The sequence below is a fragment of the Mycolicibacterium sp. lyk4-40-TYG-92 genome (assembly GCF_030209435.1).
Lineage (GTDB): Bacteria > Actinomycetota > Actinomycetes > Mycobacteriales > Mycobacteriaceae > Mycobacterium.
Genome location: NZ_JARVRX010000003.1, coordinates 437,218 through 454,738 on the forward strand (window position 1 = coordinate 437,218; position 17,521 = coordinate 454,738).

Annotated in this window: 19 protein-coding genes; 11 read left to right on the plus strand and 8 right to left on the minus strand. The window is 65.5% G+C overall.

The features are described from left to right. Positions 1-36: 36 nt before the first annotated feature. Positions 37-903: an arylamine N-acetyltransferase family protein gene (locus QRN63_RS08235; RefSeq protein WP_285030364.1), complete on the minus strand. Its 867-nt coding sequence runs from the start codon at positions 901-903 to the stop codon at positions 37-39. A gap of 35 nt (positions 904-938) precedes the next feature. After that, the gene (locus tag QRN63_RS08240; protein ID WP_502888098.1) at positions 939-1,553 is read right to left on the minus strand and encodes a TetR/AcrR family transcriptional regulator; all 615 of its coding nucleotides are present in this window, start codon (positions 1,551-1,553) and stop codon (positions 939-941) included. A gap of 100 nt (positions 1,554-1,653) precedes the next feature. Between QRN63_RS08240 and QRN63_RS08245 the strand changes: the two genes are divergently transcribed. The 4 genes from QRN63_RS08245 (at position 1,654) to QRN63_RS08260 (ending at position 4,869) form a co-directional block, all read left to right on the plus strand. After that, entirely contained in the window at positions 1,654-2,220 is a 567-nt protein-coding gene (locus tag QRN63_RS08245; RefSeq protein ID WP_285030366.1) for a carboxymuconolactone decarboxylase family protein, read from the plus strand. After that, positions 2,217-3,173 (plus strand): MBL fold metallo-hydrolase, encoded by a 957-nt coding sequence (locus QRN63_RS08250; RefSeq protein ID WP_267319847.1) that lies wholly within the window; start codon positions 2,217-2,219, stop codon positions 3,171-3,173. Before QRN63_RS08245 ends, QRN63_RS08250 begins: the two co-directional genes overlap by 4 nt. 104 nt (positions 3,174-3,277) lie before the next feature. Beyond that, positions 3,278-4,096 (plus strand): MerR family transcriptional regulator, encoded by an 819-nt coding sequence (locus QRN63_RS08255; protein ID WP_267319846.1) that lies wholly within the window; start codon positions 3,278-3,280, stop codon positions 4,094-4,096. Next, on the plus strand, positions 4,093-4,869 hold the full coding sequence (locus QRN63_RS08260; RefSeq protein WP_285030367.1) for an SDR family oxidoreductase: 777 nt from the start codon (positions 4,093-4,095) through the stop codon (positions 4,867-4,869). Before QRN63_RS08255 ends, QRN63_RS08260 begins: the two co-directional genes overlap by 4 nt. Positions 4,870-4,884: 15 nt before the next feature. On the opposite strand, the gene QRN63_RS08265 is transcribed toward QRN63_RS08260, so the two are convergent. Both QRN63_RS08265 and QRN63_RS08270 read right to left on the minus strand, forming a co-directional pair. After that, positions 4,885-5,859 (minus strand): Abi-alpha family protein, encoded by a 975-nt coding sequence (locus tag QRN63_RS08265; protein ID WP_267319844.1) that lies wholly within the window; start codon positions 5,857-5,859, stop codon positions 4,885-4,887. Next, positions 5,856-7,154 (minus strand): DUF445 domain-containing protein, encoded by a 1,299-nt coding sequence (locus QRN63_RS08270; RefSeq protein ID WP_267319843.1) that lies wholly within the window; start codon positions 7,152-7,154, stop codon positions 5,856-5,858. Before QRN63_RS08270 ends, QRN63_RS08265 begins: the two co-directional genes overlap by 4 nt. A 281-nt stretch (positions 7,155-7,435) precedes the next feature. Between QRN63_RS08270 and QRN63_RS08275 the strand changes: the two genes are divergently transcribed. Both QRN63_RS08275 and QRN63_RS08280 read left to right on the plus strand, forming a co-directional pair. Further along, positions 7,436-7,792 carry an ArsR/SmtB family transcription factor gene (locus QRN63_RS08275; protein WP_267319842.1) on the plus strand — a complete coding sequence of 119 codons (357 nt, stop codon included), beginning with the start codon at positions 7,436-7,438 and terminating at the stop codon, positions 7,790-7,792. Continuing rightward, the gene (locus QRN63_RS08280) at positions 7,789-8,262 is read left to right on the plus strand and encodes an SRPBCC family protein (protein ID WP_285030368.1); all 474 of its coding nucleotides are present in this window, start codon (positions 7,789-7,791) and stop codon (positions 8,260-8,262) included. Before QRN63_RS08275 ends, QRN63_RS08280 begins: the two co-directional genes overlap by 4 nt. 13 nt (positions 8,263-8,275) lie before the next feature. Here the strand turns inward: QRN63_RS08280 and QRN63_RS08285 are convergent, their stop codons facing one another. Beyond that, the gene (locus tag QRN63_RS08285) at positions 8,276-8,782 is read right to left on the minus strand and encodes a hypothetical protein (RefSeq protein WP_285030369.1); all 507 of its coding nucleotides are present in this window, start codon (positions 8,780-8,782) and stop codon (positions 8,276-8,278) included. Between the two features lie 184 nt (positions 8,783-8,966). Here QRN63_RS08285 and QRN63_RS08290 point away from each other — a divergent pair, with 184 nt between their 5' ends. Both QRN63_RS08290 and QRN63_RS08295 read left to right on the plus strand, forming a co-directional pair. Continuing rightward, on the plus strand, positions 8,967-9,404 hold the full coding sequence (locus QRN63_RS08290) for a hypothetical protein (protein WP_285030370.1): 438 nt from the start codon (positions 8,967-8,969) through the stop codon (positions 9,402-9,404). 48 nt (positions 9,405-9,452) lie between these two features. Then, on the plus strand, positions 9,453-11,099 hold the full coding sequence (locus tag QRN63_RS08295; RefSeq protein WP_285030371.1) for an ABC-F family ATP-binding cassette domain-containing protein: 1,647 nt from the start codon (positions 9,453-9,455) through the stop codon (positions 11,097-11,099). Positions 11,100-11,144: 45 nt separating this feature from the next. Here the strand turns inward: QRN63_RS08295 and QRN63_RS08300 are convergent, their stop codons facing one another. Then, positions 11,145-12,134 carry an aldo/keto reductase gene (locus QRN63_RS08300; RefSeq protein WP_285030372.1) on the minus strand — a complete coding sequence of 330 codons (990 nt, stop codon included), beginning with the start codon at positions 12,132-12,134 and terminating at the stop codon, positions 11,145-11,147. 137 nt (positions 12,135-12,271) lie between these two features. On the opposite strand from QRN63_RS08300, the gene QRN63_RS08305 reads away from it, so the two are divergent. Then, a complete protein-coding gene (locus QRN63_RS08305; protein WP_285030373.1) occupies positions 12,272-13,165 on the plus strand; it encodes a helix-turn-helix transcriptional regulator in 894 nt (297 codons plus the stop codon). Between the two features lie 154 nt (positions 13,166-13,319). On the opposite strand, the gene QRN63_RS08310 is transcribed toward QRN63_RS08305, so the two are convergent. Continuing rightward, on the minus strand, positions 13,320-14,516 hold the full coding sequence (locus QRN63_RS08310) for a PucR family transcriptional regulator (RefSeq protein ID WP_285030374.1): 1,197 nt from the start codon (positions 14,514-14,516) through the stop codon (positions 13,320-13,322). A gap of 85 nt (positions 14,517-14,601) precedes the next feature. On the opposite strand from QRN63_RS08310, the gene QRN63_RS08315 reads away from it, so the two are divergent. Further along, positions 14,602-15,687 carry a ferredoxin reductase gene (locus QRN63_RS08315; RefSeq protein WP_285030375.1) on the plus strand — a complete coding sequence of 362 codons (1,086 nt, stop codon included), beginning with the start codon at positions 14,602-14,604 and terminating at the stop codon, positions 15,685-15,687. A 24-nt stretch (positions 15,688-15,711) separates the two neighbouring features. After that, positions 15,712-16,869: a fatty acid desaturase family protein gene (locus QRN63_RS08320; protein ID WP_285030376.1), complete on the plus strand. Its 1,158-nt coding sequence runs from the start codon at positions 15,712-15,714 to the stop codon at positions 16,867-16,869. A gap of 74 nt (positions 16,870-16,943) precedes the next feature. Here the strand turns inward: QRN63_RS08320 and QRN63_RS08325 are convergent, their stop codons facing one another. Further along, complete coding sequence (locus QRN63_RS08325; protein ID WP_285030377.1) at positions 16,944-17,513, minus strand: hypothetical protein; 570 nt, start codon at positions 17,511-17,513, stop codon at positions 16,944-16,946. Positions 17,514-17,521: the final 8 nt, after the last annotated feature.

Genomic DNA, 17,521 nt, shown 5'->3' on the forward strand with positions numbered 1-17,521 from the left:
TTTCGCCCCGCCGGCACAGGCTTTGTCCCGGTGCCGCTACCGGCGCGCGCGCATCCAGTGCACCAGACCCACAGCGTCATCGCCGGACAGCTCGACGCCGAAGGTCTCGGCCAACAATGCGGGCACGTCGCTGATCTCGACGTCACGGGTCGAGCACGATCCGTCGGGATGCGTTGTGGTCCAGGTGGTTCCGTCGAGCACGTGCTGGACGTCGGCGGCAAACCGTTGAACGAATGGCCGGGTGGTGAACGGTGATCTCGGTGAGGTCGACACGAAGTGGTTGGCGACGGCGTAGTCGATCGGATACTGCGGGTCGAGCGTGAAGGCGTGCCGGTCGAGCCAGCCGACCGTGCCGTCGACGCTCGACCGCTGCCACAACTTCCACTCGTCTGGATGGAACACCTCGGTGTCGAAGCCGAGCGGCGCACGGGACAGTCGCAACTGCCAGCCGTCTTGATCGACCTCGTCACCGGCGATGAGCTCGATGGGTTCGAGGGGTCCGCGGCCGAATCCGACGTCACACAGCCAGCGCCGATTGTCATCGAATTCGACAACGATCAACGCGTGCGTGCGCGGTCGCGCGGTTGCCTCCGCGCCCAGGGTGACGCGCCCGGCGAGCGCGGTGAACCGGAAACCCAGTCGCTCCAGTGCCGCCGCGAACACCGTCACATGCTCGTAGCAGTAGCCACCACGGTTGTGCCGAATCATCTTGTTCTGCAAGGTTTCCAGGCCGAGGATGATCGGCCGGCCCAGCATGATCTCGAGATTCTCGAACGGGATCGACGTGGTGTGGGCCCGGTGCAGCGCGGCCAATGTCTCGGCTGTCGGAAGCCGCTCGCCGTCGAATCCGATCCGCGTCAGGTAAGCATCAAGGTCGAGTTCGTCGCCCTGCCAAGTGGTCACAGGCCCACGATAGCCAGGACCCGACAGGTGCGCCCCTATGAGGGTTTGCGCGAGGCGGCGTCGACTGCGGGCAGGTAGATGAGGTCGACCAGCTCGGCGAGCATGCTGGGCGCAATGGTGTTGTGCGCAAACAACAATTCATTGCGCATGAGCGCCAGAATGCTCGTTGCGACGCGGTCGGCAATCCTGGCCGGCCCGATTTCGCCTCGATCTCGCGCGGCATCCAACGCGCGGCGAATCGTGTGATCCGATTGTGCGGCCACCTTCGTCTGGAAAGTCTCCAGGGTCGCTTCATCGGCTTCGGCGATGAGCTTGCGATAGGTGTCGAGGCCGATCTGCTGCCACTGAGTGACCAGGGATTTGACCATGACGAGGATGTCGTCGCGAAGGTTCTTCGACGACGTCACGTCGAACGGTGTGGTGCGAAGCGTCGGCAGCGCGTCGGTGACCATTTGTGCGCGAGAACGATAGCGGCGGTAAAGAACTGGCTTGCCCGTCTTTGCACGGCGGGCGACGCCTTCGAAGGTGACGCCGGCATACCCGTGATCGGTCAGCTCAGCCCACGTGGCATCGCGGATGGCGGACAGCAGCGCGTCGTCCCGGCGTCGTGACACCGGCTCGGACGCTACGGCCGCTTCTCGATTAGACACGTTGCGTATCTTAGCCGCCCACGCTACGGTGAAATAGGAAACGCTCCGTATCCTATGAGCGCCGCCGAGACAGACCCCTTTGAAGTGAAGGTGAGGATTCGTGGCTGTTCAACTGCCAAGCGTCGAGGACCTCGATCCCGGGCAACGCGAGGTCTATGACCTGTTTCCGGCCAACCTGTCGCGGGGTTTGGTCATGACCAGGGCCAGCGCGAAGCCGTATATGTCACTGGGGCTTTCGTTCCGTACCGGCGCGCTGTCGGCGGAGACTCGGGAGTTGGTGATCCTGCGGGTCGGTGCGGTGACGAACGCTCCGTACGAGATCCATCACCACGTGCCCGAGGCCCGGGCCGCCGGGGTGTCGGATTCACTGATCGACGACGTCCTGTCGGGGGCCACCTCGTTCAGGGAGCGGCGCGTCGATGTGCTCGTCGCGTTCGTGGATGACCTGCTGGCTCAGATCAAGGGCGCCGGGGCGGGCATAGATGCCATGCGGGAATTGTTCTCGGACAACGAAATTGCCGAAGTGACGCTGCTGGTCGGCCATTATGTGATGACCGCGATGTTCATCAAGACCCTTGGCATCGTTCCCGAAGAGCCTGGCTCCGCGACCATCCTGGCGGACGCGACAACCAAGCTGCACGACGAACGAGCGAAGGACGGACGATGACCGACGTAATCCCTTTCGAGGAAGGACTATTCGATCTCGGCGGGGGAGCCCATGTCTTCCTCTCCGGTAATGAAGCCCTTGGGTTGGCCAACGCCGGCCTGGTGGTGAGCGCCGGTGAAGCGCTGGTTATCGACACGCTCTACGACGTACAACATGCGCGGGCCATGTGCGCGTACATGGACGAACTGACCAGGTCTGCGCCGGTGCGGTATGTCTTCAACACTCACACCGACGGTGACCACTTCTTCGGCAATCAGGTGTTCTCCGCCGATACCGAGATCATCACCACCGAGGCTGCCAGTGCGCTGATGACGCAGGAACACGCTGACCTGACGACGAAACTGCTGAACACCGATACCAAGCCGGGCGGCCCGCTGCAGGCTCTCGCCCCACTTGGGCAGCCCTTCGACTTCTCCGAGGTGCGGGTTCGCGCCGCCGACACCACCTTCAACGGTGAGAAGGCGTTGCGGGTGGGCGAAGTCGACGTCGAACTCCACGAGCTGGGCCCGGCACACACCGTGGGCGACGCCATCGCTTACCTCCCCGCGCTGGGCGTGCTCTACGCCGGAGATCTGCTGACGCACAACCCCGTTGCGGTCACCTGGTCGGGTTCGATCCCGAATTGGATCACAGCGCTCGAGCGCATCCGTGCCTTCGGAGCTCAGAAGGTCGTCGCCGGGCACGGTCCCGTCCTGATCGGGCCGGAGATCAACGCGGCCATCGATCGCGGAATCCGCTTCTGGTCCAGCCTGCACACCGATGCGACGCGCCTCTACGACCAAGGCGTACCGGTGGCCGAGGCGGTCGCCCGCATGGACATTCGAAACTATCCGGAAGCCGTTGCGACACTGCCAATCATCGTCACCGCGATCTATCACGAACGCGACCCCGACATCCCGTACCTGGACCTGACGCAGGCCATCGAATCCATCGCCGCGCAACTCGCACACTGACGGTGACGCGAGCATGTTGCCGGCCTCGGCGCACCCGTCGCCGGAGAGTTGAGGCCATCGGGTGGTCTTGACTCTCCCGTAAGGGGAGACATCAGACTGAGCAGGTGACCCCGGCGCTGTCTATCGGAGACTTCTCCCGCATGACGCAGTTGTCTGTCAAGACGCTGCGGCACTACCACGAAGTGGGCCTGCTCGAACCCGACCGGGTCGATCCGGCGACGAGTTATCGCTATTACTCGCCTGAGCAGGTGGCTCGTGCGCAAGTGGTACGCCGGTTGCGCGAACTCGGCATGCCTGTCGCCGACGTCCGCGCGATGCTGGCATCTGAGCCGACCGACCGCAAGCTCCTCATCGGCAGGCATCTGGAACGGCTCGAAAATCAGCTTGCCGCAACGCAAAGCGCGGTCGAATCGTTGCGAGCAATCCTGGACCACCCGGACTCGGCCTCCCGCATCGAGCACCGGAGCGTCGGTGAGACGACGGCAGCCGCGATCTCGGCGACCGTCCCGCGCGACGATCTCGTGTTCTGGTGGCAGGGTGCCGTGGGCGAGTTGCGCGCGATGGTGGCCGCAGACCAGCGACTCAACCCGACTGGTGCACCAGGCGCGTTGTTCGGTTACGACATTTTCGCCTTCGACCACGGCGAGGCGACAGTCTTCATCCCGGTGGACGGAGAGGTGCGGGCAGTCGGCCGGGTCCGGCCGGCGACGATTCCAGCCGCCGAACTGGTTGTCGTCCGCCACTACGGACCGCACGACGATGTCGACCTCGACTACAGCGCACTCGGCGAATACGCGACGCACCACGAGATCAGTATCGAAGGCCCGCTACGCGAGTACTACGACCGGTTCTCCTGGGACACAAGCGATTCGGATCAATGGGTGACCACCTTGTGCTGGCCGGTCTTCAGGGCGGCCGCATGAGCGCGCTGACGGGCCGTCGCGCGGTGGTGACCGGCGGCACCAAAGGCACCGGGGCGGCGATCGTTCGGCGGCTACGGTCAGCAGGTGCGCACGTGACGGCGGTGGCTCGGCACCGGCCCGATGTCGGCGACGAACTGGACGCAGACGATTTCATCGCCGCGGACCTCGCGTCGGGCGCGGGTGCCGCAGCGGTGGTGGCCCATGTTCGCGACAGCGGCGGCGTGCAGATCCTCGTCCACGTGGCGGGCGGGTCTGCCGCCCCGTCGGGCGGTTACGCAGCGCTTACCGATGACCATTGGGCTGACGAACTCAACCTCAATTTGCTGGCTGCCGTCCGCCTGGACCGGGCACTGCTGCCGCTGATGCTCGATGCGGGCGGGGGTGCCGTCGTTCATGTCGGATCGATCCAGAGCCGGATGCCGCTCTATGACGGCACACTCGGGTACGCCGCGGCGAAGGCTGCGCTGCGCGCCTACAGCAAGGGCCTGTCGAATGAGCTGGCGCCCAGGGGCATTCGCGTCAACACCGTATCGCCGGGGTTCATCCAAACGAGCGCGGCCGACGCACTCATCGACCGGATCGCCCTGGCTGCAGCGGGCAGCCGTGACGCGGCGCTGGAATCGTTGATGGCCGCGCTCGGAGGGATCCCGCTGGGCCGGCCGGCGCAACCCGAGGAGGTGGCGGAGGTCGTCGGCTTCCTGGTGTCTGACGCAGCGTCCGCCATGGTTGGCGCCGATGTCGTCGTCGACGGCGGCACGGTGCCGACGGTTTAGGCCTACCGTGGCCGCTCACTCGATGTCGTGCGGTGCCTGATGTTCGGGCAGGGTCGCCACGTCTTCGTCCTCGGACACCAGGCAGGCGCGGCAGAAGTCCATACCGAATGGCGTGAGGTGAATCGAGCGGCGGACGACCTTGTGCGCGCGCACGGAGTGCATCGCGGCCAGCACGTCGGGTTGTGCCTCGACAACCTGGTATTCCAGCGGGTCGCGTAGTTGCTCCTGCGAGAACCAGATGAGTCCCAGCCGGAACAGGTTGTTGAGGTACGCCGGGACCTGATCCAGATAACGAAGCCCCGCCCGTGGGCCGATCATGTTGAGGCCCGGAGCCACCAGCCTCGAGGACACCATGCCGATGGGGCCGCCGGTGCGGACGTCGACTGCGGGCTGGGGTCCGCCGCGCAGGAGCAACAGCAGGATGCGGGCCTCGTCGGGCGCCATCTCTTCGAGGATGCGGGCGTACGCGGGGTGGCCGCGCTCGGTGTTCCACACGTCGCGCGATCGGGTCAGCAGCGCCTGCCCTTGAGCGCGCAACGACCTCTCCATCTGGCGCTGGCGCTCTTCTTCGTCCTCCTGATGGTGCGATACATCGTGCGTCGTCACGTTGTCACTGAGCGAGGCACTGACCTGGACGACAGCCTGTGACACCGAGACGCCGTTGGAGACTGCCTTGGCCAGGTCGCCGAAAACTGCACCGGCCTGGGCGACGCCGGACATCAGCTCGCGTGCGGAGTCGGCCGCGGATGCCGGGTCAGCGACTATCTCGAGTGCACGGCGACCTGTTTTGAGACCTGCAACCAGGGTCCATTCCGCGGTGCGCACCCAGGCCGTCGCGGCCAGGCGGACCAGCCCGGGCAGTGCTTCGCCGATCTCGGCGCTCCGGGGTAGCAGCGACGATGTCGGCTCTGGTGGAGGAGAGAAAGTGGCGCTGAGCGGTCCCCACTGAGCTGTGCGTCGTCGGCTACTCCGACGTTGGTCGTCACTCATGCCACACCAAGTCCCAAGAAAATCCCGTAGTGGAGGAAGCCACCGGCGGCGCCCATGATCGCGCCGTGAGCGTAGAGCATCCACTCATCTTCCCTGATTGCCGAACGCAGCATTTCCACGAAGTCGGTCGGCGGAAGTTCCTTGGTGCGTTGGGCGATCAGCGTGCGGATTTTGCCTGATTGCGCCTTCGAGAATTCTTCGTCGCGGAAGGGCGTCAGCGTTCGGCCGACGGCCTCGGCGGCAAAGCCTGCCTTGATCGAGTCGTAAGCCTGGGCGCCGAGTGCGACCCGCGCGGCGCCCCGGATGGGGCCGGCTGCCCGGTCGATGGCCGGGCCCAGGGCGGTGGCCATCATCTGGCGGGTGCGGTCGCCGCTCGGTCCGTCGATCAGGAAGTCGCCGATGCGTTCCAGCGTGATGACGTCGTCGGCGATGATCCCCGCGTACACCTCGGCGGCCTGCTCTTGCCGCCGAAGAAACAAGCCCTGGAATTTGATGCCGAAATAGCGGGTCGGCTCGGTGGGCTCGAAGATCAGCCACATGCCGAGCGCGTTGGTGATCCAGCCGACGATGACGCCGAGCGTCGGGAGCATCCACCAGGTGTGAAACCAGTGGTCGATGAACGCGACGGGAATGCCCAACAGGAACCCGAAGATGAAGCCGAAGTTGACCATCAGGTTCAGCTCGCGCTGGCCGATGTCCTTGAAGACGCGGATGACCAGCTCGGGGTTCTTGCGAAAGTGCTCGATGACCATGATCTTGGGGTCGAGCAACTGGTCGATGTGGATGCCGATCTCGGTGGTGATCGAGTGCACCACCTCCGGCAATTGCGACTGGACGCGCGCCACGATCGCGCGTTTGCCGACGGTGGGAAGGTCGCGCCAGAACTGCGGATCGTTGGCGATCATCACCTCGTCGACGAGTTGCGGAATCTCGGCCCGGAACAGCCTGACGATGTGTTCAGCGATCTTGTCGGGCTCGAGCTGCTGATAGAACTCGGCGGGCGTACCGAGCTTGGCGATGGCCTTGTCAGATGCGATCGAGCCCATCTTGGCGGCGCGCGCCGGCACGATGCCCTGCCACCCGACGCCGCCCTGCAGCACGCCGGGAATCTCCTGGAGTTTGTGCGGCGCCAGCCGTGCCAGCTGCGCCATCCCCGGGATTCTGAACCCGTGGAAGTTGACCGGATAGAACAGCATGATCAGGCCCGTCCAGTTGATGAGCCAGCCGATCACCGCGGTGAACAACGGGATGCTGAGGAATGCGAACCACTCCATCGGGGTATGGATCTGGCTCAACGTCCAATCGCGATCGACCAACCAACCCCAAAAATCGTTGAACGTCGACCTCACCGCCTTTCGTCGAGCACGCTGATCCCGCAGCACGTGGGGTTTGCCACCTGTGCGTGTGCACATTAGCCGTTGCCGCCGGGTCAAGTTGTTGTACTGAGGCCACGCTTTTGCCTCGGCCCGGTATCGGTCGGCGTAGGTGCACGCGTCGGCGTCGTATTCAACCAATAGGTTGACAACGACCGCACTGGCGCGCACACTCGTATTCAACCAAATGGTTTAGGAGCAAAATGACCGACCAGCTGTCGAAAGTATTTGCGGCACTGAGCGATCCACTCCGCCGCGACATCGTCGTCCGGCTGACGGCGGCTGATGCCACGGTGAGCGAACTCGCCGAGCCGTACGACGTCAGCATGCAGGCGGTTTCCAAGCACCTGAAGGTGCTCGAGGAGGCGGGGTTGGTCACCCGGGGCCGTGCCGCACAGACCCGGCCGGTGCACTTGGAGGCGCAGGTGTTCGACCTGATGACCAAGTGGATCGAGCGCTACCAACAGCGGGCCGAACAGCGTTACCAGCGCCTGGATGCGGTGCTGGGCGAGATGAATGACACCGAATCGAAACCGCGACGAAAGGGCAGAGCATCATGAACACAGCGCAGGCCGTCATCGAAGCCGACAAGGATGTGCCGCTCATCCGCATCACCCGTGACTTCCATGCCACCCCAGCGCAATTGCTGAAGGCACATACCGATCCGGAGCTGTTCGCCCGCTGGGTGGGTCCCGACGGGATGGACACCCGGATCGTCGAGTGGGATGCCCGCGACGGCGGCAGCTGGCGTTATGTCGCGGTCCGCGACGGCCAGGAGTTCGGGTTCCGTGGTTGCTTCCACACCGTCGCCGAGGACAAGATCGTCCAGACATTCACCTTCGAGGGCATGCCCGACGCGGTTTCCCTCGAGACGTTGTGGTTCGAGGATCTCGGTGACGGCCGCACCCGGCTGCACGGACAGTCGCTCGTGGACAGCTTCGAGGGACGCGACGCCTGGCTGGCCTCCGGCATGGAGACGGGTGTCGATCAGGGCTACGCGAAACTCGACGCACTGGTCGGCGAGCTCTGAGCTGGGGCCGCGATTACTGTGCCGGCGCCGCGAAACCGGACCAGCGCAAGCCTGTTCCGGCTTTCGCGGTCGACGGCGGCGTGGGGGCAGCGGCGCGGCGGGGCTTGGCGTCCGTCTCGCCACGCAGTCGGCGCTCTTCACGCAGGATGCGGCGGTTCAGGATTCGCTCGTCGCGGGCGGTGAGCGTGCGGTTCAGACCGGAGAGCTGCTCCAGCTGCAGCCAGCTCAGCCCGTCGAGGTCGCCGTCGGCGTCATGGCTGGCCAGGACAATGGAGCCACGTAGTAGGGGGACGGTTTTCGCCGTGAAAGTCGTTGTCGCCAGCAACAGTTCGGTTGCCTTGCGATTGATGCGGCGCTGGCACCGGCGTGCTGCCGGGCTGAACCAGAAGTCGAACTGGCGGTCCGCGCTGGTCAGGCATTGAAGCCGTTGACCTTGAATCAGATCAGTGATGTCGGCCGGCGTGTAGGCGCGGGTTTCATATACGGCGCCGTTGGTGCTGAAGTACAAGACGGTATTCATAGCGATAACCCATTCGGCTCTTTCTAGGTATGGACTCTCTGTCGAGCGAAGCACCCAGACCGCGGTGCTGTTATCAACGGTACCCATGTGACAATTGAGACAAACATTGATAACGCCGGGGCGGCGGGAAATATGCCCGCGGCCGCGCGCTAACACCGCCGCCGCCATCGCCGATAGCAGTGGCATGACCCCTTCGCGCGCTGCAGGAACGCTCGTCGTCGCGCTCGCCGCGCCGTGGTTATCGGTGGCGGTGGCCCATGCGGATGCGTTCGGACAACTCGGTGCGGTTCCCGTGGTCGCGTCACCGACGTGCGGCGGCACCGTGAGCGCCGACGCGCAGGCGACGCCGGTGCAGGTCGGCGGTGACGTCGGGCACGGTATCGGGGTGTCGATTCGCTATGACGCCGGTGTCTACGACGGCTCCTGCGCCTTGACGGTGACGGCCGCATGGCGGAATCTCGACACCGGTGCCTCCGGGCAGGGCGACATCTCGGCGGTCTCGACGATCGACGGGCACTACGGGTTCATCGGCTACGCGAACAAGAACTTCGCGACGGGTAGTGGCACGGTCGTCGTCACCCTGAGCTCGCACCCGGGTGCGGAAATGCGCATCACCGCGTAGGCGCCCATGCGGGCGATCGGGCTGCCGCAGCAATGCGACGATTGACCCATGACCGCGACGCTCGTCACGACCAATCTCGCCGGCGGATTTGCCCACCGCACCCTCTTCGAGCGGCTCGATGTGACGGTGGCGCCCGGCGATGTGATCGGTGTGGTCGGCTCCAACGGCGCGGGCAAGAGCACGCTGCTGCGCATCCTGGCGGGTGAACTCGCACCGCTTGACGGTGTGGTCAACCTGGCGCCGGCCGATGCATTCGTGGGCTGGCTGCCGCAGGAGCACGAGCGGGTACCGGGGGAGACGGTCGCCGCATACGTCGCGCGTCGCACCGGATGTGCCGCCGCGACACACGCGATGGACGCCGCGGCCGAGGCATTGGCCGATCCGAGCGCGGACGCGGACGGCTACTCCGCCGCGCTGGATCACTGGCTGGCGACGGGCGCGGCGGATCTCGACGAACGACTGCCGGCAGTGTTGGCCGATCTGGGCCTCGATTCCGACGCGGTGCGGCCGGAGTCGACGCTGATGACCGCGTTGTCGGGCGGACAGGCAGCGCGGGTGGGGTTGGCGGCGCTGATGCTGTCGCGTTTCGACATCGTCCTGCTCGATGAGCCGACCAACGATCTCGACCTGGACGGCCTCGCCCGCTTGGAAGAGATCGTCGGCAACCTCCGCGGAGGTGTCGTGCTGGTCAGCCATGATCGAGAGTTTCTGGCCCGCACCGTAACCCGGGTCGTCGAACTCGATCTGGCGCAGAACCGGACCACCGTCTACGGCGGCGGTTACGAGAGTTATCTGGAAGAACGTGAGGTCGCGCGGCGGCACCGTCGCGAACAGTTCGACGAGTTCGCCGAGAAGAAGGCCGATCTCGTGGCGCGGGCACGAACACAGCGGGAGTGGTCGAGTCAGGGTGTGCGCAACGCGATGCGCAAGGCACCCGACAACGACAAGAACCGGCGCACCGCACAGACCGAGTCCAGTGAGAAGCAGGCGCAGAAGGTCCGGCAGATGGAGAGCCGCATCGCGCGCCTCGAGGAGGTCGAGGAACCCCGCAAGGAATGGACGCTCCAGTTCACCATCGGCGCGGCTCCGCGGTCGAGTTCAGTTGTCGCGACACTCGACAATGCTGTTGTGCGACAAGGCGACTTCGTCCTGGGCCCAGTTTCGTTGCAGGTCGATGCCGGCGAGCGGATCGGTATCACAGGCCCCAACGGGGCGGGAAAGTCGACGCTGCTGCGGCTGCTGCTCGGCCGGCAGCAGCCCGACGAGGGGCGCGCGGGTCTGGGCGCCAATGTCGCCATCGGTGAAATCGACCAGGCGCGTGCCGATTTCACCGGCGACAGCCGGCTTGTCGATCGCTTCGAGCAATATGTGCCGTCATGGACGAGTGCGGATGTGCGCACGCTGCTGGCAAAGTTCGGGTTACGCGCCGACCACGTGGAACGCACCGCTGATGAGTTGTCGCCCGGCGAGCGAACCCGCGCCGGCCTGGCGTTGCTCCAGGCGCGCGGTACGAATGTACTGGTTCTCGACGAGCCGACCAACCATCTCGACCTACCGGCCATCGAGCAGCTGGAGCAGGCACTCGAAACCTATGACGGCGCACTGCTGCTCGTGACCCACGACCGCCGGATGTTGCAGAACGTCCGGTTGGACAGGTCGTGGTTGGTGCGCGACGGGCGTGTAGCGGAGCTGTAGCCGCGAGGATGCGATGCGGCGCACGGGCATCCGCACTTCAGATGGTCAAAGGCCGACCCGTGCCATATGAACGGCGTTGTAGCGGTCGCCGCGCACGCCGATCCGCGCCGCGAGCCCGTCGAGGTCGGCGACCTCGTCGGCGGATAGCGCCACCTGAGTGGATCCGACGTTCTCGTCGATGCGGTTTCGCCGACGGGTGCCGGGAATCGGCACGATCCACGGCTGCTGGGCCAGCAACCAGGCAAGCGCGATCTGGCCGGGTGTCGCGCATTTTGCTTCGGCGATGATGCGGACCTGTGCCACCAAAGCCTCGTTGGCAGTGATGTTTTCGGCTTCGAATCGAGGAAGGGTGCCCCGGATGTCACCGTCGCCGAATTCGGAACCGGTTGTCACGGTGCCGGTTAGAAATCCTTTACCGAGCGGGCTGAACGGGACGAACCCGATGCCCAGTTCGGCGCATGTGGGCAACACCTGCGGCTCGGGGTCGCGGGTCCACAGGGAGTACTCGCTTTGCACCGCCGTGACGGGGTGCACGGCGTGGGCGCGGCGGATCGTCGCGGCCCCGGCCTCGGACAATCCGAAATGGCGCACCTTGCCGGCAGCCACGAGCTCGCCGACGGTGCCGGCGACGTCCTCGATCGGTACGTCGGGGTCGACGCGGTGCTGATAGAACAGGTCGATCACGTCCGTCTGCAGCCGTCGCAGTGAGGCGTCGGCGACGCGGCGGATCTGTTCGGGCCGCGAATCGGTACCGGCCATCTTGCCGTCGACGATGTCCCATCCGAACTTGGTGGCGATTACGACCTGGTCGCGTAGCGGCGCCAACGCCTCGCCGACCAGCTCCTCGTTGACGTAAGGCCCGTAGACCTCTGCGGTGTCGATGAACGTCACGCCGGCTTCCTCAACGGCGTAGCGGAGCACGCCGATCATGTCGTCGCGGTCCCCGGGGTTGGGGCCGTAGCCCATTGACATGCCCATGGCTCCGAGACCGATCGCGGAGACCTGAAGGCCTTGTCCGAGTGTGCGGGTATGCATGTTGAATCCTCCTCAGGTGAAGGGTGGGAACGCTCCTGACGTCACGCTAGGTCCGGCCGGGCAGATCTGGGAGTGACGCCCGTTCCAGGTACTGGGAGTTCCTCCCAGCCGGCTCCGGGTGCCTCTACCGTGGGCTGATGGGAGCAGTGGACCTAAGCCGCGAGATTCGGGAGTTCTTGAGTTCGCGGCGCGCGCGCATCACACCCGAGCAAGCGGGGCTGCCCGCATATGGCGGAAACCGCCGGGTCAAGGGCCTGCGCCGCGAGGAGGTCGCGATGCTGGCCGGAGTGTCGGTGGACTATTACGTACGGATGGAGCGCGGTAACCTGTCCGGCGCTTCGGAGCACGTGCTCGACGCCCTCGCGTCGGCGCTCAAACTCGATGAGGCCGAACGTGACCACCTGTTCGCGCTGGCCCGTGAGTCCGGCAGTCGCGGCACCCGCCGCAAACCGAAAGTGCCGGTGACCATTCGGCCGGCGTTGCGGCAGGTCCTCGATGCGATCGGGGACGCTCCGGCTTGGATCCGCAATGGTCGCTCGGACGTGCTCGCGATGAACCAGCTCGCCCGCGCGCTCTACGCCCCGGTGTTGGCCGAACCGCGGCGGCCGGTGAACACCACCCGATTCGTCTACTTGAATCCTGAAGCGGCGGAAGAGTTTTTCGTCGACTACGACCAGATCGCCCGCGACGCTGCCGCGTTGTTGCGGCTGGAGGTCGGCCGCAATCCACACGACCCGGAGCTGATCACGTTGATCGGTGAATTATCAACGCATAGTGAGCTGTTTCGGCAGCGGTGGGCGTCGCAGGATGTGCGGTTCCACCGGTACGGCCGCAAACGCCTGCGGCACCCTGCGGTCGGCCAACTCGACCTGGATTTCGAATCGCTCGAGCTCCCGGCCGAGCCGGGGCTGCAGCTGAACATCTACACCGCGCCGGCGAATACCCCTGCCGCCGACGGTCTCCGACTGCTCGCCTCCTGGGCAGCCAGTCAGGACGACCTTCGCACCGAACAGGCCACCGCCGGCAGTTGATGTCCCGCGGGCTCTGAGCTGGTTCAGCCCGGCGGCCCGTCGCGGGTGACCCCGAGAACGGTGTCGAGGGTCAGATCATGCGGATGCTCGAAATCCGTTGCCCACCAGGCCGCTCCGGTCGCGCCGTCGGAAGTCATGTCCCCCACACCATTGCTCAACTCTCGATCCCCAGTGCCACCGTGAGTTCGAGTATGGTCCGCGGATCGGTCAGCCGCTCGCCGTAAAGCTCTCTCAGCTGGGTCATCCGGTAGCGCACCGTTTGCGCGTGGACGACGAGATCCGCGGCCACGGCATCCCGCCGACCTTGATGCAGGAGCCAGGACCGCAGCGTTTCGGTAAGTGCCGCAGCGGTATTGGGGCGCAAGTCGGCCAGCGGTGCAAGCACCCGCCGGCGCAGATCGTCGGCGGCCTCGCGGTCAGCGCCGATGACCAGTTCGACGAGATGTTCGTCGGTATCGAGCACATCGACATCGCTGCCCAGCAGGATGTCTCGCGCTTGGAGCGCTCTGCGGTAGGACGACCGTACCTGCGCCCACGGCCGGGCGGGCCCCACCCAGGCCCGTCGGCCGGCCAACGCTCGCAGCAGCCGGCGCCGGTGCGGTCCGTCCATGTCGGGAACGAGTAGTGCCGTGAGTGCCTCGGTGGGATCGACGCCGGGGAGGTCTTGGTTGAGCTGCAGCGTGGAGGGCCCGAAATTGACTGCGAGGCCATGTATTTGCGACGCGGGCAGCAGCACCGCGGTGAGTGACGTCGGCGGTGTCCAATCAGCATGCTCGGCGCCGGCCTCGAGGATCTCTGTCGTCTCGCCGGCGAGCAGGCTATGGCCGAGGCGCTCCAGGTAGCGCTCTCGGACGCGGCCGGTGGTGGCCAGCTCATCGGCGTGGCCGGTCACACTCGATGCCGAGAGTTCATCGATGAACGCGAACACCAGCTCGGCGAACCGCGCCATCGTCTCGGCGGTCAGTCCCGCGTTCACGGCAGTCGACGCCAGCTCACGCCAGGCGACCCTGGCCCCGACGCGGTAAGCCGCCAGCAGTGCGTCGATGGTGCGGCCGCTGCGCGCCTCCCCGCGGCCCAGTTCATAGGCGCCGTCCAGGGCGGGTGCCAGCTGCGTTCCGGCATCTGCATCCTCCGCGCGGGTGGCCAGCCGCAAGAACCCGCCGAGCGCCATCTGTACCGCGGTCTCGATGTTCTGACCCATCGGTCCGCTGAAGGCGTCGGTGTAGCTCGGCACCTCCACCGTGACGGCGGCAACGGTGCGTTCGGCCGTACGCGGTAGCACCGAGTGAAGCGCCGAGGTGACGTCCTCGCCGAGCTCCAAACCGGTGTATCTCGGCGCAGGATCTGGCATTTCTATTCCTATCGAACAATTACTAGGTGGTAGTTCACCTATCCCGGTCAAGAATTTACCCCGATTGATAACCAATCATTGAGCTATGACAACAACGGCATCGCGCCCCACCGTTGCCGGGGCGCTGCGCGGACGGGTCATCAAGTTCGCCGAACGGATCACGACCCCCCTGGTCCCGTCCGACTACCTCGAGGTGATCAACCCCCTGCATTCCGGTGCGGGCCTGCGCGGCCGCATCGTCGCGATCCAGCCCGAAACCCGCGATGCCGCCACCATCGTGATCAAGACCGGACGCGGCTGGCGCACACACACGCCGGGCCAGTACGTCCGCATCGGCGTCGATGTCGACGGTATCCGCCAGTGGCGGGCCTACTCGTTGACCTCTGAGACCGGTCGACGTGACGGCTGCATCGCCATCACGGTGAAAGCCATTCCGGACGGCGTCGTGAGCAATCACCTCGTCCGGCGCGCGACGGTCGGCACCATCGTCCAACTCGACCAGGCCGCAGGGGAATTCACCTTGGGCGCCCAGCCGCCGCGCAAAATTCTCTTCCTCACCGCGGGCAGCGGGGTGACTCCGGTGATGGGGATGCTGCGCAACCTGAACGCCCCGGATGTCGACGTCGTCGTCGTGCATTCCGCGCCCACCGCTGACGACGTCATCTTCGGCGACGAACTGCGGGCGCTGGCCCGCGACGGCCGAATCCGGTTGGTGGAGAAGCACACTGACACCGACGGCATGCTCGACGTCGCGCAGATCGAGCACCTCGTCGACGACGTCGCCGAGCGACAGACCTGGGCCTGTGGGCCGGCCGGCATGCTCGATGCCCTCGAACGACGCTGGAATGCCGACGACATCGCGGGCCGACTGCACACCGAGCGGTTCCGGCCGACGGTCGTCGCTCCCGGTGCGGGCGGCACCGTCACCTTCGCCAAGACCGGAAAAGCCGTCGATGCCGACGGTGCACAGACGTTGCTCGACGCCGGTGAAGCCGCCGGCGTGCTGATGCCCTCAGGCTGCCGGATGGGCATCTGCTTCGGCTGCGTCGCACCTCTTCGGGAAGGCGCCGTGCGTGATCTGCGTACCGGCGACATCACCAGCGCCGCCGACGGCGTGCTGATTCAAACGTGCGTCTCCGCCGCTGCGGGCGCCTGCGAAGTCGACCTCTGAGAATCTGAGAACAAGGAATCCGACATGGAAACTCTGCAAATCGTCAGTGACCCAACCGATCCGACCGCACATCTCAGCGATCAGGACGTCGAGAACATCGGCCGCGAACTCGACGCCATCCGCGCCGAGGTCATCGCCGACCGCGGCGAGCGCGATGCGGCCTACATCCGCAAGGTCATCAACGGCCAGCGCAAGCTCGAACTCGGCAGCCGTGCCGTGCTGCTCTTCTCATTGTTTCCGCCGGCCTGGATCGTCGGCACCGTCGGCCTGTCCGTCTCGAAAATCGTCGAGAACATGGAGATCGGCCACAACGTGCTGCACGGCCAGTGGGACTGGATGCGGGATCCCAGCGTCCATTCGACCACCTGGGAATGGGACAGCGCTTCGCCCTCGGATATGTGGAAGCACTCCCACAACGAGCTGCACCACACGTACACCAACGTGCGGGGCAAGGACAACGACCTGGGCTACGGCATCATGCGGGTGGACGAGAACCAGCGCTGGACGCCGTTCTACCTCGGCCAGCCGCTGTGGAACTTCTTGAATGCCTGCTTTTTTCAATACGGCATCGCCGCCTACGACCTGGAGCTCGGCAAGCACTTCAAAGGCCGCGGCGATAAGGAAGAGCTGCGCCGCAACGGCAAGAAGGTGCTGGCCAAGGTGCGCCGGCACGTCACCCGCGACTACATCCTGCACCCGCTGCTGTCCGGGCCCTCCTTCGTGACGACACTGACTGCCAACCTCACCGCCAACTTGGTTCGTAACTGGTGGACGCACTCGGTGATCATGTGCGGCCACTTCCCCGACGGTGTCCAGACTTTCGAGAAGACCTCGATCGACGGCGAAACCCGCGGCCAGTGGTACCTGCGCCAGATGCTCGGTTCGGCCAACATCTCCGGAGGCCGACTGCTGCACTTCATGACCGGCAACCTGTCGTTCCAGATCGAGCACCACCTGTTCCCCGACCTGCCCAGCAACCGCTACCAGGAGATCGCGCCCAAGGTGCAGGACCTGTTCGACCGGTACGGGCTCACCTATACCACCGGGTCCATGCCCCGGCAGGTTGCCTCGGCGTGGCGAAAAGTGCTCCGCCTCTCGCTGCCGAATGGCTTCGGCCGCAAAGTCTTCAGCAGAGCGAAGCCCGCCACCACGGGCGCGCACCCACCCGTCAAAGCCGCGTAGTCGTCGCCGAGGGCCCGACAACCCGGCATCACAGGCGAGGGCGCGTCGCAGAGTTGTAGCCAGACTGCCAGGCGTCAGGACGTGGCGGCGTCAGCGCCCGCTGCCGAGGCGGGCGCGCCGGCCTGCCGGAAGGACGCGGTGCGTTCGTGCTCGCGGCGGCGGACCGCGCTCTGAATCTGTTCGAGATTGTTGCGGAGCAGGTCGGAGACGAACTCGTCCATCCGGGGATCGGCGAGCATGGCGATGAGCACGTGCATGACGGATTCGCTCGCCTGACCCACGACCCTGTCGTACCCAGGGATTCGGCTGACGATGGGTATCCCCGAGTCGGTGCGAATCTTCTCGGCCGCAAGAGCTTTCAGATCGTCGTAGTTCTCTTCGATGGCGTCAGAGACGTTGCGCGTGTAGTGGCCCGTCTTGATGACGTCGATGACCTCGTCGAGCACCATTATGGTGATCGGCCGCTTCACCAGCTGCACCGCCCGCACGCTGATCCGGTTGATCAGCCGAAGCCCCGCCGGGGTCTTGAGTCCGCGCCGTACCAAGAGGGGCGTGATCAACAGCGAGCCGATCATGATCGCCAACACCAAGCCGAGGATCAAGCCGAGGTCGCGCCAGCCATGGATCGCCATGACTGTGTTCACGCCCGCGT